The organism is Erysipelatoclostridium sp. DFI.2.3, from assembly GCF_019132535.1.
Classification (GTDB): Bacteria; Bacillota_I; Bacilli_A; order Erysipelotrichales; family Erysipelotrichaceae; genus Clostridium_AQ; species Clostridium_AQ innocuum.
Genome location: NZ_JAHOOJ010000006.1, coordinates 137,128 through 153,636, shown reverse-complemented (window position 1 = coordinate 153,636; position 16,509 = coordinate 137,128). Strand labels below are relative to the sequence as shown.

Sequence of the window (16,509 nt, the reverse complement as noted above, 5' to 3'; positions counted from 1 at the left end):
AGTATGAAATTCATCTTGTGTTATGTCATTTTGGATAGAAAATCGAGATTGAAAATTATATAACTCCCTGCTAATTTCTGCCTCTTTTTGTTTCAAAGATGAGCGTTCTTCTGAATACGAATCTCATGGTCACTAAAACAAGGATAAACTAAAAAGAAATAGTGCCATTATAATAGTTTACACAATAACCTTTGTAAAGTGACTACCTCTTCCTTTGATAATGGAGCTAATAAAATCTTATTAGTTTTTATAATCTTACTGGCTATTTCATCAACCATCGAAAGACTTTTTGGTGTTAAATGCAAATGAAAATATCTCGCATCCTTTATACTTTGTATTCTATACACAAAATCTTTACTTATCATGTTCCGCATCAAAGCGGTTACAGACGGATTTGTCAATCCCATTTGTTTCTCAATGTCTTTTTGATATATTTCTTCTTTGCTCACGTATATGAATAAAATAATCATTGCCTGTTGAAACGTTATGTTAAATTCTTTCAATGCGGTATTATAAACAGTAAGTGTTTTTTTATCTAATTCATGAATCAGGTTCCCTATTAGACCATTGTGCTCAGATGTAAGTATTTGTATATCTTTATTCATATGAACCTCCATAAGATAGATATCTATATTATATCATAATAGATAAGTAAATGGTTTGAAAAAAGTATATTTAATAAATAAAATATATTGACATTTTAAAATACATAGAATACAATGTATATGACAAAGGATTGTGACTTTAAGTAGGCAAGACCAAAAGAAAAAGAGATTTCTTTTAGGTTTTGCTTGTTTTTTTAAGGAGGATAGGAGAATAGATATGAGAATAAAAAGAATATTAAATAATAATGCTGTAGTCTCACTTGACGAAAATGAAAATGAAGTCATTCTGCTTGGATCTGGTATTGCATTTAAGAGAAAAATTGATGATGAAATCCCTTTATGCAGTGTAGATAAAATATTTTCTTTAAAAAAATCTGAAAACAAGTCGAAATTCTATGAACTTATCTCGGATATCCCTATGGAATATATCAAGCTAACAGAAGAAATTATTTTGATGGCGGAGGAAAAACTTGAGAAAAAACTAGATGAAAGTTTATACTTATTACTAACAGACCATATTCATTATGCTGTAGAGCGTTCAAAAGAGGGGCAGCAGATTCGTAATAAAATGATTTGGGTAATTGAACATTATTATCCGGTAGAATATCAGATAGGCAGTGAAGCAATCACGATGATTAATGATCGGTTGAACTGTCATTTGATGCAACCTGAAGCTGGCTTTATCGCAATGCATATCGTGAATACCTCATCTTCCTGCAGTATGGAAGAAATTAAGAATGAAATGAAAGACATGAAAGCAATCTGTAAGCTTGTATCGTATCATTTTGACATACAGATTAATGAAGACTCCATGAACTATCTTAGGTTTGTCACACATTTGAAGTTTTTTATACAAAGAGTCAAACATAAACAGCTTCTAAATAAGATAGAGCAAAGCGATGAATTATTTTCTATTATTTGTAAAAAGTATTTTCAATCGTATTTATGTGTAGAAAAAATTGAAAAGTATTTTTTGAAGACATATGATGCAGAGATCAGCGATGAAGAAAAGATGTATCTCGTGCTGCATATAGAAAGAGTTGTAAACAACATCTAGCATTTTTATATGGGAAGGAAGGGATAAAATTTTAAGATAACGTACAAAGGGCAATCGGATTGTGACTTTAAGTAGGCAAGACCGCCATCGTTTACTACATTCTCAAATCTAAATAAACGAAAGGTGGAAAAAAAGATGAAAAAAGATTATGCAGATTTAGCAAAGAAAATTCTTCAGTATGTTGGTGGAAAAGACAACATAACATTTGTAATGCATTGTGCAACAAGGTTGCGATTTACATTAAAAGACATTGATAAAGCAGATACGAAGTCCATTAAAGAGTTAAAAGGTGTAATTGATGTAATTATTAAAAATGGACAGTATCAGGTTTGTATCGGTCCGGATGTTATTGATGTATTTCATGAACTGAATCAGTTAGGCACTTTTACGAAGCAGGAAAATGATAACTCAAAAGAAAAGAAAAAAATAGTTGATAAATTCTTTGAAGTAATCTCAGGAATATTTACACCAATCGTCCCGATCCTAATGGCGGCAGGTATGGTTGGTGCAGTCCTTACGGTTTTGAATCTGATAGGTATATTACCAGACACCAGTCCTACTTATTATGTTTGGAATCTAATAAAAGAAGCTGGTTTCTACTTCTTGCCCATTTATGTCGCATACACCGCTTCACAAAAATTAGGAGCGAATCCATTCTTATCCATGTTGCTGGGTGGAATATTATTACATCCGCAATTGAATAATTTTGAAGCACTGGGATTGGAACAATTGAATTTCTTTGGTATCGCAATTAAGAATGTAACATATTCAAGTACGATTCTGCCCATTATTCTTAGTGTGTGGCTATTATCTTACGTAGAGAAATTCTTCAATAAAATCTGTCCACAGGTCATCCGTGCTTTTAGTGTTCCTATGTTATCGACTATGATTGTGGTTCCTATCATGCTTATTGTTATTGGACCTGCTGGTGCTTATTTAGCTGATTATTTATCTGAATTTGTTCAATATCTTGGAGATAATCTTGGATTTTTGGCTGTTGGTATTATTGCGGCGTTAACGCCAATCATGATTGCTACCGGTACGCATTCCTTTGCTTTTCCTGTTATCGTAACCACATTGGCAATGAATGGTTCTGAAGCGCTCATTGTGCCAGCGATGCTGGCGGAAAATATCGCAATGGCAGGTGCTGCTTTCGCAGTAGGTATGCAGTCTAAGAATAAAGATGTAAAAGCAGAAGCAAATGCTGCGACCATATCTGCATTACTTGGCATTTCAGAACCAGCAATGTATGGAATCAATTTACCAAGAAAAACACCGTTTTATGCCACTATTGTCGCGAGTGGCATTGGTGGGATCTTAGCTGGCTTATTAGGTGTGAAATACTATGCTATTGCATCCGCTAGCTTGGTAGGATTGCCTGCTAATATTGGTGATGGATCAATTATGGGCGTTGTCTATGCCGGTGTCGTTATTGTGGTTAGCTTTATAAGTGCGTTTGTGTTGACAAAAGTATTGAGTAAGAAGGATGAAACCATAGAACCTGAAATAAAAAATGCGATTAAAGAAGATAATAAAAAAATAGAAATCAAAGCACCCTGTAACGGAGCAATCGTAAAACTAACAGAAGTGGATGACTCAACTTTCGCAAGTGAAGCTATGGGAAAAGGAATCGCGATGCTTCCAGAGGAAGGTATCTTATATTCTCCTGTAAAGGGAATAGTCAAAACCATATTCCCTACAAAGCATGCAATTGGTTTGTTATCCGATGATGGCGCAGAAATCATGATACATGTTGGAATCGATACGGTACAGTTAGAAGGCAAATATTTTACAACCTACGTAAAACCTGATCAGAGAATAAAAATTGGAGATGAACTTCTTGAATTTGACATCGAGGAAATAAAAAAATTAGAGTACGATATTGTGACACCTATTATCATTACAAATTCACAAGAATATTTAGAAGTATTAGAATGTGATAAAGATCAAGTGAAACGTGGAGAAACCATGATAACGTTACTATAGAGGAGGCTTATATGAACGAAGAATTTCTATGGGGAGGATCTACTTCCTCCTTCCAATTTGAAGGAGGTGCATTTGAGGACGGCAAAGGAAAATCCATATATGACGTCATTACAGAGAATTCGAAGCATAATGTAGATCAATCATTCGAAGCATGGATGGGGGCAAATAAAGTAAGAGATTATTCTATTACATCAGATTTCTATCACCATTATGAGGAGGATATTAAACTACTGGCAGAAATGGGCTTTCGTGCTTTCCGTATGTCGATTGCATGGACGAGATTATATCCGGATGGGGATGGCAGTCTGAATCAAAAAGGTGTGGATTTTTATAAAAGAGTTTTTAAATTGTTAAAGAAGTCTGGCATTGAGCCTGTTGTAACATTGTATCATTGGGATATGCCACAATCCTTGGTGGATCGTTATAATGGATGGTATGGTATTGAAACAGTACACGCATTCAAACAGTATGTGGATACATGTTTCCAGGAATTCGGCTGCTATGTTAGCTATTGGCTGACTTTAAATGAAAATAATATGACTTTAAAAATGCCAACATTTGGAATAGGGAAAAAGATGACACCGGAAACAGTGGGATATAAGGAGTTTTCGTATACAATCTATCATAATACGAATATTGCACATTTTTATGCAGTAAAGCGCTGTCATGAAATACTTCCTCATGCAAAAATAGGATGTATGATAGCGAGTTCACTTGCATATCCCCTAACCAGTGATCCGGAAGATGTATTTCTAGCCCAGCAACATAATCAAGAGTTGACCTATGATTATTTAGATTTATTATGCAAAGGTGAATATACTTCAAAAAACATAAAGCAATTTGAAAAAGATGGCTGGCACGGATATCGTCATGAAGAAGCTTTATTCAAAGATGAAAAAGCCAAAATCGATTTTATTTCATTTAGTTACTACTATTCTGTTTGTGTAGGAAAAGAAAGTAATGCTATCAATGAAAATGCTGAAACATTACAAATGATGTATCAGGCATTAAGGAATCCGAAGCTGAAGCAATCAAGCTTTGGCTGGACAATTGATCCTCTGGGGCTGAGAATTTTAATGAATGATCTTTATGATCGTTATAACTTACCGCTCATGATTGTTGAAAATGGATTAGGTGTAAAAGATGATAACCTGACAAAAGATAAAAAAGTGCATGATGATTATCGAATTGCTTACCTAAAACAGCATATTCAGGCAATTATAGATGCTGTAGATAAAGATAACGTAGAGTGTCTGGGCTATTTGCCTTGGGGATGTATAGATCTTTATAGTGCTTCAGGGGATAGAGATAAACGATATGGATTTATCTATGTGGATTATGAAGACGGATTGAAACGGTATCGAAAAGACAGCTTCTACTGGTACCAGAAAGTAATTGAAAGCAATGGAAAAGAGTTAGAGGGGGAGAGTGCATGTACATTGTTCTTGTAAAAAATAAAGTAAATCAGTCAAAGAAAACTGAGTATATGAGAGATTCGCAATTATTCGCAGAGGAAATGAAAGAGGTAGCTGGATGCAAAGACACTTATGTCCTTACTTCAGCAGATTATGAAGATGTTATAGTGAATGTTGAAGTTTGGGAATCTAAGTATGTTTATGAACAGTATGATGGACATGTATTTCTGAAATACAAGGAGAAACTAAAGTCAAATTTTATTAGTAATACAATAGAAACATATACACTTTAACAAAAAAGATATGCTTAGCATATCTTTTTATACAAGATAAATAGGCGGTGACCATAAATGATTTTATATGAACATGGCATCATATCTATAGACTGTAAACATATAAAGGCGAAAATCCTTTACAAAATTATAAAAGGAGGAGAGTAGGTATATGAATATCGATAAATTGGAAGAAAATTCCGTATGGAAAATAATTCTCGCTTTAGCACTTCCAACAATGATTGGGCAACTGGGTACTATTTTGTATAATATGGCAGACACCTATTTTATTGGACAGGTAAATGACGTTAATCAAGTTGCAGCTATTTCTGTAACCATGCCAGTGTTTTTGGTATTAATGTCTCTAGGTGCTTTGTTTGGGATAGGGAGCGCTTCTTATATATCCAGAATGATGGGAAGTAAAAATGAGCATGAAATGAAAAAAGCTTCTGCATATACATTCTATATCTTACTTGCCTGCGGCTTTGTTTTCACAGTGTTAGGCATAGTATTCATAAATCCGATTCTTTCTATCATCGGTTGTGATACTAATTCATGGAGTTATTCACATGATTATCTATTTATTATCATATTGGGGACGCTTGCTATAATGATATCGAATGCTTTTGCGTTTACATTGCGTTCGGTTGGTGAAACAAAAAAAGCAATGTATGGTTTGGTGATTGGCTCTTTATTAAATATTGCTTTAGATCCTATCTTTATATTATATTTTCATATGGGAGTGAAGGGGGCAGCGATTGCAACTGTTTTTTCAAATGTTGTAACTTCATTATTATATATCTATTATGTTCAAAGAAACGTATATTTGTCATTGCATTTTAACGATGTATCATTTGCTATGTCACTCCAAAAAGAAATTATATCGATTGGGATTCCTGGTTCTTTAGTTACTATTCTGTTAAGCTTCTCAAATATTATATTGAATAACTACTGTGTACTGTATGGAAATGTTGCCGTCGCAGCTATGGGAATAGTCAGCAAAATTAATTTGTTCCCAATTCAACTAACTGTAGGTCTTGGGCAGGGAATACAGCCTTTGATAGGGTACTGTGTTGGAGCAAAAAAGAAAGATAAACTTAAAGAAACAATGAAAGCCGCCAATATAATATCTTTATGTCTAGGTATGTTTTTTGTATTAATCTTTATCCTCATGAAGGCAGTCTTGATGCAGATGTTTATAGATAATGAAGAGGTAATACATTCTGGAGAATTATTTCTCATGATTATAACCATCTCTACACCAATATTAGGCGGTATCTTCATATTCTCGACATTCTTTCAATCATCCGGATTGGTAAAGCCATCCCTATTTGTTTCTGTTGCTAGACAAGGATTATTCTACATTCCTATCATTATGCTTGGAAATTATTTTTTTGGTATCAAAGGTGTTATAATCGCACAGCCAATCTCCGATATTCTTTGTTTTATTGTTTGCATTAGATGGTATAGGAAAATCATGCATGAAGCATAATAGAAAAGACTATCGTCGTCAGATGTGTTGTCTATTAAAGTAAGTCCGTTCGTAAAACTGCTGAACTAATTTTATATGCTATAGCGAAGGTATTGACTGGCAGTATAGCAGAACGGAGGTTATTGCGATAATAGTTCAAATCAAAGGTGATAATGAGGATACCTGTTTAAATGATGAGGGTGACAAGAATAAATTTAAATTATTATGAGAATGTAAAACATGCCAAATAGAAATGGATTTAGAATAAATTCAGGTTAAAAAGTAAGTATATGATGAAGAGCAAGTTAGATTATTTTGTCTGCCTTGCTTTATTTGACCGAATCAAAACGCCTTTTTATAATAAATATTGTGAATACATTTAAATCGAATTTAATGATTGCCTAATTTCTAAGTGCAGGTTCTTTATCATCCATCTTGAAATATTTTTCATTTCACTTACTGGTTTGCAAGGAAAAATTCATACTTATAAAAATTACGGAACAATCGTTTAAAATGCATAATATGTTTTGTATTTTATTGTATACAGCGTGTATATTTCATGTGGGAACATGCAAGTGATAGCTGGACAAAATCTAATATATGTTATTTTAGCATTTCTATGATTGCATGTACGTACTTTTCTCTGTAAAGTGGATGTTTCTCATAAGGATGTCTTTGAAGAAACCTCATACATATAAGGAAGAATCCATGGTTTGTGTTGTTAGTTTTGTTTTACACAGTAGATTTATTGTGTTCACTTTCGATTCGTTGTATAATAAAAACGCTATAATTTTGAGGTGAGAACATGGAAAAAATACGTGTGGAGGATCTGACATTCTCTTATGATAAGGAAACAAATGCAGTGGAGCATGTTTCTTTTTCGATTGAAGAGGGAAGCTATACAACCATTATCGGACATAACGGAAGCGGTAAGTCAACGATTGCTAAGCTGTTGATCGGTCTGCTGGATAAGGATCAGGGACATATTTATGTGGATCAGGATGAGCTGAGCATAGACACCCTGTACGATATTCGCGATAAGGTCGGAATCGTCTTTCAGAATCCTGACAATCAGTTTATCGGCGCTACCGTTGCGGATGATATCGCGTTTGGTCTGGAAAATCATCAGGTGGAAACGGAAAAAATGCAGCCGATTATTGAACGTTTTGCACAAAAGGTAAAAATGACGGAATATATGCAGAGTGAACCGACCAAGCTGTCCGGCGGGCAGAAGCAGCGTGTGGCGATTGCCGGTGTTCTTGCCATGTCTCCGCAGATTCTTATTTTTGATGAATCCACCAGTATGCTGGATCCGCAGGGAAAAGCGGAAATTAACGAGCTGATTCAGGAAATTCATAAGGAAAGCAATATAACGATCATTTCCATAACACATGATATCGAAGAGGTCAGTAAGTCGGATTATGTCATCGTCATGGATGGTGGACATGTGGTTATGAAGGGACTTCCCGACGATATTTTAAGAAAAGAAAAAGAGCTGATTGCGCTTCAGCTGGATATACCGTTTGCCTTGAAATTCACAAAGGCCATGCGTGCACACGGTGTGGATATGAAGGATTGCACAACGATGGAAAAGGTGGTGGATGAAGTATGCCGATTACATTTCAAAAAGTAGCACATACCTATAATGCGGATTCTCCGTTTTCCTATGCGGCCTTAAAGGGGATTGATCTGGAGATTCCGGAAGGAAAGGTAACAGCCATTATCGGAGAAACCGGTAGTGGTAAGTCTACTCTGGTACAGCATCTGAATGCCCTTCTGCTGCCTAGCGAGGGCGAAGTTCAGATACTGGATAAAACAATTACGGCGGGAAGCAAGCCAAAAAATCTGAAGGAGCTGCGCCGTCTGGTCGGTCTGGTGTTCCAGTTTCCGGAATATCAGCTGTTTGAAGAAACCATTGAAAAGGATATCAGCTTCGGACCGAAGAATTTCGGCGTCAGTGCTGAGGAAGCGGCACAGCGTGCGAAGGAGGTACTGAAGGTCGTCGGTTTGGATGAAAGCTACCTGCAGCGCTCACCGTTTGATTTATCCGGGGGACAGAAGCGAAGAATTGCCATTGCCGGAATCCTTGCCATGAACCCGGATGTGCTGGTGCTGGATGAGCCGACAGCCGGACTGGATCCGCAGGGAGCCAGCGATATGATGCGGCTGTTTGTGGATATGAATAAGAAATACGGAAAAACCGTTTTGATCGTAACACATGATATGGAGCATGTATTACAATATTGTGAAGAGGTTGTCGTTGTTCAGGATGGAAGCATCAAAAAGCACTGTGATGTGCAGTCCTTCTTTGAAACCGTAGAGCTCCTGCAGGAGCTGAATATCAATCCCCCGGCTGTGATACGGCTTCGGGAAGAGCTGATTCGCCGCGGCTTTTCCATCGACCGTACTCTGCTGGACATGGACAAGCTGGCTGCGGCTGTCGCTTGTGAGGTGAAGAAGCATGAATAATATCGCACTTGGAAAATATCTGCCGCTGGATTCCATCATTCATCATATGGATCCCAGAGCCAAAATCGGTGCCATGCTGATTATGATGATTGCGATTTTCATACCGGCAGGCTATGCGGGCTATGGAGTTATTGCGGCTGCGGTCATCGGAACTGCACTGCTGGCACGTTTAAAGCTGTCCTTTTTATGGAGAGCAATGAAGCCGATGCTGTTCATGCTGACGTTTCTGCTCATCATCAATCTGCTGGTCATTCGTGACGGGGATGTTCTGTTTACCATATTCGGATTTTCTGTTTACACCGGGGCAATTGCACAGACCCTGTATATCGTTATCCGTCTTGCCTTAATGATTATGATTACCACAATTCTGACTGCCACCACAAAGCCGCTGGAGCTGACGCTGGGAATCGAAGACCTGCTGAAGCCGTTTCAGGTCATTCATGTACCTGCTCATGAAATCGCCATGATGATTTCCATCGCACTGCGCTTTATTCCGACGCTGATTGAAGAAACACAGCGCATCATGAAGGCGCAGGCGTCCCGTGGTGTGGATATGGAGGAGGGAAGCCTGATGGAAAAGGTGAAGGCGATTCTTTCTCTGATTGTACCGCTGTTTGTATCTGCATTCCAGCGTGCTGAGGATCTGGCCTATGCCATGGAGGCAAGAGGCTATATCCCCAACCGTATGCGGACGCGCTATAAGCAGCTGAAGATGGAAGGCAGAGATTATGTTCTGCTTATTGCATCTGTTCTGGTTTTCACTGCAATGGTTGCTATGATGCTGTATGCCTAGATATAAGGTAACACTCAGTTATGACGGCACTGCCTACGGAGGCTGGCAGCGGCAGACGAATACGCATTCCATACAGCAGGAAATTGAAGCAGCCATGGAAAAAATCGAAGGCAACTTTATCCGTATTACGGCAAGTGGAAGAACAGATGCCCATGTGCATGCACTCGGACAGGTATTTCATTTTGATTCCGCTAAGGATCTGGCACCGGAGAACTGGAGGCGTGCTTTAAATTCCCTGCTTCCTCACGATATCCGGATACAGGATGTATGTCTTGTGGAGGATGACTTCCACGCACGCTTTCATGCGGTAAGCAAGCGCTATGATTATCTGATTACAACGGATGTGAACAATCCGTTTTATTATCATTATATGGGGAAGGATCGCAAGGTGCTGGATGTGAAACGTATGAGTGAATGTGCCAGAGTGTTTCTGGGAACCCATGATTTTACGAGCTTCACCAGCAGCAAGCTTGATCCGCGCAAATCAAAGGTCAAAACCATCACTCGTTTGGATATCGTACAGGAGGAGCATGCTGTCCGCCTTGTGTTCGAGGGGAACGGATTTTTGCGCTATATGGTGCGTATGATCGCACAGACCCTGATTGAAGCAGGCAAGCATCGTCTGGATGTTGCGGATGTCAAACAGATGCTGTATGGACAGGATAAGCATCTGTGCCGGTATAAGGCACAGGCGGAAGGACTTTATCTGGTCCACGTAACCTATGCGGATACGAAAAAAACAAAGGAATAAGTACAAAATGACTTGCTATCGGCAGGTCGTTTTTCTGTTTGCAGATGTTCTCAAAAATGCACATTTCCTTTTCATGCCTGCAAAATGTGGGTTAAGGAAAGCAAGCTGCTGTCTTCGCCTGTACCGAGGGCTTTTAAACAGCATATGATAAAAAAACAGGTATAAAAACTTGGATATGGTTCATAACATAAAAGAGCAGTAAGCATATGACTTGAAAAAATAAAGCTGCTTGTATATGATAGTCAGGTACAACGAGGAGGGGTTTTATGAAAAACGTATTTCTAAGCCAGTTTCTGATGATTAGTGAGTGGAAAACCATTGTGTTTCTAATCGCCTATCTGCTGCTGGCTTTTGCAGTATATAAGCTTCCAAAGAAAAAATTCAGCTTTTCCAGCAAGGTGCTGATTGCGACTGTGCTCGGTCTGGCACTGGGACTTGCCATGCAGGCGGTATCCGGTTTTGCGGCAGACCCGATGAAGATTCCGTTTGTGAATGAAACGACACTGTGGTATTCGCTTATCGGTAACGGCTTCATTGATTTTATCCGTATGCTGGTAATTCCGCTTGTCATGGTTTCCATCATTCATGTTATCCTTCATATGGATGAGCGTGAAAATGTACGCAAGCTTGTAAAACGCAGTATTCTTACTACCATGGGTATGGTGGCCGTTGCCGCTGTTGTCGGTCTGACACTGGGAATCGTCTTTCAGCTTGGAGGCAGCGGAAGTGCCGCATCCATCACAAACGGAGAGATGAAGGAGGTCGTACCGGTTGTGACGACTCTGCGCAATCTGATACCTGCCAATCCTGTGGAAGCCATGGTCAACAGCAATGTTGTCGGACTGGTAATCTTCTCCGCATTTTTCGGGCTTGCGGCACGCCGTATGCAGAAAAAGTATCCCGATACCATCCAGGTGTTTTATGAGCTGATTGATGCTCTGCACAAGATTATCATCAGTATTGCCATGACGATTATTAAGGGAATGCCGTATGCAGTGCTGGCATTATTGGCAAATACGATTGCACAGCGCGGTCTGAACAGTATTCTGGAGGTTGGAAAGTTCATCGTGATTCTGTATATTGCATGTATCATACAGCTCATGATTCAACTGCTCGCTATTTCCTTTTTCAAGGTCAATCCGATCACATATTTGAAAAAAAGCTATTCTCTGTTACTGCTTGCCTTTACCTCCCGCAGCTCTCTGGGAGTTCTGCCGGCAACGATTGACACACTGACACAGAAGCTCGGGGTGTCACAGGGAACCGCAAGCTTTGTATCCAGCTTTGGAACAACGGCCGGTATGCAGGGCTGTGCAGGAGTTTTTCCGGCGCTCCTGATTGTCTATGTCGCAAATACCAGCGGTACACCGATTGATATCAGTTTGATCATCATGTCCATCATTGTCATTACCATCGGCTCCATTGGTATTGCCGGTATCCCAGGTACCAGTACCATGGCGGCCTCAGTCGGTTTGTCCGGTGTTGGCCTTGGAGCATCCTTTGCTTTCATAACACCAATTCTGGCAATCGATCCCATTATTGATATGATGCGTACCATGCTGAATGTATCCGGGTCACTGACCAATGCCATCATGGTTGACCGTCAGCTGGAGCTGATGGATATGGAGCTGTATCAGGATATGACGCGCAAGGAAGCAGAAAAGGTATAAAGTTGCGGGCATGGAATGAAATGAAATGTGCCTGCGTGCAACAGAAGAAACAGGGAACGGGCTTAGCCTGCACCTGTTTCTTTTTTGTAATACATATGGAAGAGGGCAGAGAATCTGAGCAGATTGTTTTTTGTCTATTGTCATGCAAGTGTTTCTCCGTTTCAGAGCATCTATTTCTTTGTGGAGGTCAGCTATTGGCAGCGGGTGCTTTGTATATTATAATGAGAATACGTACAGCTTGGGTAAATTTATGGAGAAAAGCAGGTGCAAAGCTGGTGGAAACGACAAGAACAGCGATATATCGATAGGAGAATACAGATGAAGAAAATAATACTGAATCAGGCATCACTGAAGCTTATCGCAATGGGTCTGATGCTTCTGGACCATATATATAAAATTTTCTGCTTTGATGTACGGGATTTTCTTCTTGTACATACCACGCTGACACAGGAAGCCATTCAATGGGGAATTCAGCTGATCGGTATGCTTGGCGCCGCCTCCTTCTGGATCTTTGCATTTTTCATAGCGGAGGGCTGCCATAGGACTCACAATCGCAGTGCCTATCTAATTCGATTGCTGATTATGGGGCTGATATCGGAAATTCCCTTTCAGTATATGATCTGCATTTTACTGGATGCTCCGCTCACTCTGCACTTCGCTTTAACGAACATTTTTTTCACCCTTTTTCTGGGAGCTGCAGCTATTATGGCCTATGATGCTTTCAGAAGCAGACAAACGCTTCAAAAGCTCTCCCTCCTACCATTGCCTCTTTGCATGCTTATCGCATATGTCCTGCAAACAGACTACGGTGCCCTTGGTGTTCTGGCGATTTTTGTCTGCTATTGCGGAAGTGATGAATATCGTCTGTATCGTCTGGGAGGGGTCATCCTGTTGGAAGCCTCTACTCTCCTTATACAGGGACAAAGCCTTCAGGCAGATGATCTGCTGTATGCTTTCCTGTATATCCTCTACGCTTCTTTGTCCCTGCCACTGTTATCCTGCTATAACGGTAAAAAAGGAGCCCTGCCAAAATGGTTATTCTATACCTTCTATCCCTTGCACATCACCATTCTGGTTGTATTGTATATCACTGCATGAAAAGACAAGAAAATCATACAGGAAGCTATCCTGCATGTACCGAGCTGTTTTCTATTATGTTAATAGCAGGGCTGTAATTTCCTCTTTATTTTATAGCTGCTCTTTTCATATCGGAAAGACTTTAATGAAAACTTCTATGAGTATCGTGAATGCTACAAAGGATATGAGTTTAAGAATTTGCTGCAAAGAACATATCAAATAGCATTCTTATAAAGCGTTGACGGCTAAACAATTCATCGAAAGCAGAAAGAAATGACGATATTGAAGCAGTATGATATAATGTACAGAATGATAAACCGGCATCAGTCGTTTATATGATAGGAGGCTGTTAACAATGAATATACAGCGCATTGCAAACCGGCATCTTGAAGATGTAACCAAATTGGTTACAAAGGTTTTTATGGAATTTGAAGCACCGGATTATACGGATGAGGGGATAAAAACGTTTTTTGATACTGCATTGCATAATCAGGAGTTTATGGACCAACTGGATATCTGGGGGGCATATATAAACAAAAAACTGACTGGTATAATTGCGACTAGAAACAACGGCAGTCATATAGCGCTGTTCTTTGTTGATGGTGAATATCATCGACAGGGAATCGGACGAAGGTTGTTTGAAGCAGCATTAAAAAATTCTTCTTCCAATGAGTTAACTGTAAATGCATCTCCTTATGCCATGGAAATTTATCACCATTTGGGCTTCAAAGACACAAAAACCGAACAAACTGTTATGGGGATACGCTTTATTCCAATGATATACAGAAGCAAAACAAGAGACTGCTAAACTCCGCCTTCAATTAACATAAGCTTTTATTATTTATGTTTTTTTTCATTGCAACTACGGGTTGACACATTTCCATGCTTGCATAGTGGCTATGCAACTGAATACTTGCTATAATCGCATCATGAAAGGAGTGCTGATCATGAAGTTAGCGGAAAGAATACAATATTTAAGAAAAATGAAAGGAATCTCACAAGAGGAGCTTGCTGAGAAAGCAGGTGTTTCCAGACAGGCTGTTTCCAAATGGGAGAGTGATCAGAGTACACCGGATGTAGAAAAAATAATTATAATGAGTGATTATTTTGGAGTTACAACAGATTATATCCTAAAGGGCATTCAGACGGTAGAGAGCAAAGAACAAAAAAGCAGGGAGCTTGCGAGTAAGGTACTTTATATCTCATCAGCAGCTTTTGTTGTAATAGGTCTGTTCTGTGCATTTGGAGGCTGGTATGCGCAACAGACAATGGAAGCTGTTTGGGGAGCAATGATCGTTCAAGTAGTAGGTGTTGCCGGATTTTTTATAGCAAGCATACTGTCCAGAGAAAAGGCTCCGATTTATATTGCGTGGATTCTTATCAATGGAATCGTTTTTATGCCTGTATCTATCATGACCGGATATATTGCAGACCTAGTTTTCAGGCAAGGGTGGATTTCTCCTTATCCAATAGGGATCGTTCATACCTTAGCATTTGCAGTTGTATACCTGTCCGTTTTGATTATGAGTTATTTCATTCTGAAGAAACGACAGGAAAATGCAGTTGATATTCAGAAATTTTATTGAATACCATCAATGACACGGGTCTGAGCGGATCAAGTGTCAGGCGATATTTTAAATCTTATAAAACAGAATATGCTTTTATTTAAAACAGAATATGCTTTTATTACTCAGGTGAGATTCTGGCACAGCTGGTGGCTACGAGTTGTTGTGGTATATGATTATCGTGATATACTCAAATAGAAAGCTATGGAGGGTTAAAAATGAAAACAATTGGCTTAATTGGTGGAATGAGTTGGGAAAGTACAATCCCGTATTATCAAATTATCAATGAAGGAGTTAAGGCGCAGCTTGGCGGACTGCATTCAGCAAAAATTATTCTTCACAGTGTGGAATTTGATGAAATTGAAAAATGCCAGTCAAGAGGTGACTGGAAGAAAAGCGGAGAAATATTAGGGAAAGCTGCTCAGGGATTAGAAGCTGCCGGTGCGGATTTTATTTTGATCTGTACAAATACTATGCATAAGGTTGCACCTCAAATCGCATCCATGATTCATATTCCCATCATCCATATTGCAGATGCGACAGCAGAGGAGCTTTTAAACCACAATATTCATAAAGTGGGATTGTTAGGCACAAAATATACGATGACTCAGGATTTCTATAAGCAAAAACTGGTAGAGAGAGGCATAGAGGTTATCGTTCCTGAAGCAACGGAGATTGAAGTGATCAATCATATCATTTTTCATGAACTCTGCGTTGGTCAAATAAAGGAGGACTCACGGAAAAAATTCCAGAGCATTATAGAGCGCATGAAGTCCAGAGGAGCTGAGGGTGTTATTCTTGGCTGTACGGAAATCGGACTTCTTATTCATCAATCAGATTCTTCCATCCCTGTATTCGATACAACGTGTATTCATGCAAAGCGTGCAGTAGAAATCGCATTAGGGGATGGAAGGATGGGAAATTGCTGAGACGATTGTTATGGATGTATGGAAAACACTATATAAGTAAGCAAGTGAGCAATATCCCCCCTGAAGAAGTAACCCTGTTATCTATGCTCACCATGTTGCCTGTGAACTTGAAGCAGGCAATGGGGATATTGATACCGGCTTTTGTATGGAAAGCTGCAGGGAGGCTTTTGTACTGAATATGTGCATAGACAGCGGAAGCTATAATCATACATTTGATTGCCTTTCGTGAAATGGCTCCATATGAAGGTGGAACCGGCAGGCTTGTTGAGGGCTTCTTTATCAGTTAAACGAAGAGAACGAACATATAAAAAAAATGGTTGATTTTAAGAAAAGGAAATTGATGTGTTCATAGGGCTGATGCCAAAATAGTGGGAAAGAATGATACATGAATGCAAACGCATAATGGCAGCTTTTCATTCATACAAAGGTAAGCTGCAGCGCAGTGACGT

Annotated in this window: 15 protein-coding genes; 14 read left to right on the top strand and 1 reads right to left on the bottom strand. The window is 39.1% G+C overall.

Features of this window, described 5'->3' with window-relative positions:
* Positions 1-167 precede the first annotated feature (167 nt).
* Complete coding sequence (locus KSZ58_RS08175) at positions 168-605, bottom strand: MarR family winged helix-turn-helix transcriptional regulator (RefSeq protein WP_008818609.1); 438 nt, start codon at positions 603-605, stop codon at positions 168-170.
* Positions 606-822: 217 nt separating this feature from the next.
* Between KSZ58_RS08175 and licT the strand changes: the two genes are divergently transcribed.
* The 14 genes from licT to KSZ58_RS08105 all read left to right on the top strand — a co-directional run bounded on the left by licT (position 823) and on the right by KSZ58_RS08105 (position 16,060).
* Positions 823-1,662, top strand: a complete 840-nt coding sequence (gene licT / locus KSZ58_RS08170) for a BglG family transcription antiterminator LicT (RefSeq protein WP_008818610.1) — start codon at positions 823-825, stop codon at positions 1,660-1,662.
* Between the two features lie 135 nt (positions 1,663-1,797).
* Positions 1,798-3,648: a beta-glucoside-specific PTS transporter subunit IIABC gene (locus KSZ58_RS08165; RefSeq protein WP_008818611.1), complete on the top strand. Its 1,851-nt coding sequence runs from the start codon at positions 1,798-1,800 to the stop codon at positions 3,646-3,648.
* Positions 3,649-3,659: 11 nt separating this feature from the next.
* The gene (locus KSZ58_RS08160) at positions 3,660-5,099 is read left to right on the top strand and encodes a glycoside hydrolase family 1 protein (RefSeq protein WP_009269755.1); all 1,440 of its coding nucleotides are present in this window, start codon (positions 3,660-3,662) and stop codon (positions 5,097-5,099) included.
* Entirely contained in the window at positions 5,081-5,356 is a 276-nt protein-coding gene (locus KSZ58_RS08155) for an antibiotic biosynthesis monooxygenase (RefSeq protein WP_008818613.1), read from the top strand. The genes KSZ58_RS08160 and KSZ58_RS08155 overlap by 19 nt, the downstream gene beginning before the upstream one ends.
* A gap of 151 nt (positions 5,357-5,507) precedes the next feature.
* Positions 5,508-6,827, top strand: a complete 1,320-nt coding sequence (locus KSZ58_RS08150; protein WP_008817031.1) for an MATE family efflux transporter — start codon at positions 5,508-5,510, stop codon at positions 6,825-6,827.
* A gap of 784 nt (positions 6,828-7,611) precedes the next feature.
* On the top strand, positions 7,612-8,439 hold the full coding sequence (locus KSZ58_RS08145; RefSeq protein ID WP_009269753.1) for an energy-coupling factor transporter ATPase: 828 nt from the start codon (positions 7,612-7,614) through the stop codon (positions 8,437-8,439).
* Positions 8,415-9,275 (top strand): energy-coupling factor transporter ATPase, encoded by an 861-nt coding sequence (locus KSZ58_RS08140; protein WP_009269752.1) that lies wholly within the window; start codon positions 8,415-8,417, stop codon positions 9,273-9,275. The genes KSZ58_RS08145 and KSZ58_RS08140 overlap by 25 nt, the downstream gene beginning before the upstream one ends.
* Positions 9,268-10,068, top strand: coding sequence for an energy-coupling factor transporter transmembrane protein EcfT (locus KSZ58_RS08135; RefSeq protein WP_008817028.1), 801 nt, complete (start codon positions 9,268-9,270; stop codon positions 10,066-10,068). Before KSZ58_RS08140 ends, KSZ58_RS08135 begins: the two co-directional genes overlap by 8 nt.
* Entirely contained in the window at positions 10,061-10,819 is a 759-nt protein-coding gene (gene truA / locus KSZ58_RS08130) for a tRNA pseudouridine(38-40) synthase TruA (protein WP_008817027.1), read from the top strand. Before KSZ58_RS08135 ends, truA begins: the two co-directional genes overlap by 8 nt.
* Positions 10,820-11,085: 266 nt before the next feature.
* A complete protein-coding gene (locus KSZ58_RS08125) occupies positions 11,086-12,489 on the top strand; it encodes a cation:dicarboxylate symporter family transporter (RefSeq protein WP_009269750.1) in 1,404 nt (467 codons plus the stop codon).
* A 318-nt stretch (positions 12,490-12,807) separates the two neighbouring features.
* Positions 12,808-13,587, top strand: a complete 780-nt coding sequence (locus KSZ58_RS08120) for a TraX family protein (RefSeq protein WP_008817025.1) — start codon at positions 12,808-12,810, stop codon at positions 13,585-13,587.
* 334 nt (positions 13,588-13,921) lie between these two features.
* Positions 13,922-14,374 carry a GNAT family N-acetyltransferase gene (locus KSZ58_RS08115; RefSeq protein ID WP_022300303.1) on the top strand — a complete coding sequence of 151 codons (453 nt, stop codon included), beginning with the start codon at positions 13,922-13,924 and terminating at the stop codon, positions 14,372-14,374.
* Between the two features lie 139 nt (positions 14,375-14,513).
* Positions 14,514-15,152 carry a helix-turn-helix domain-containing protein gene (locus tag KSZ58_RS08110; protein ID WP_008817023.1) on the top strand — a complete coding sequence of 213 codons (639 nt, stop codon included), beginning with the start codon at positions 14,514-14,516 and terminating at the stop codon, positions 15,150-15,152.
* A 197-nt stretch (positions 15,153-15,349) separates the two neighbouring features.
* A complete protein-coding gene (locus KSZ58_RS08105; protein ID WP_008817022.1) occupies positions 15,350-16,060 on the top strand; it encodes an aspartate/glutamate racemase family protein in 711 nt (236 codons plus the stop codon).
* Positions 16,061-16,509 lie beyond the last annotated feature (449 nt).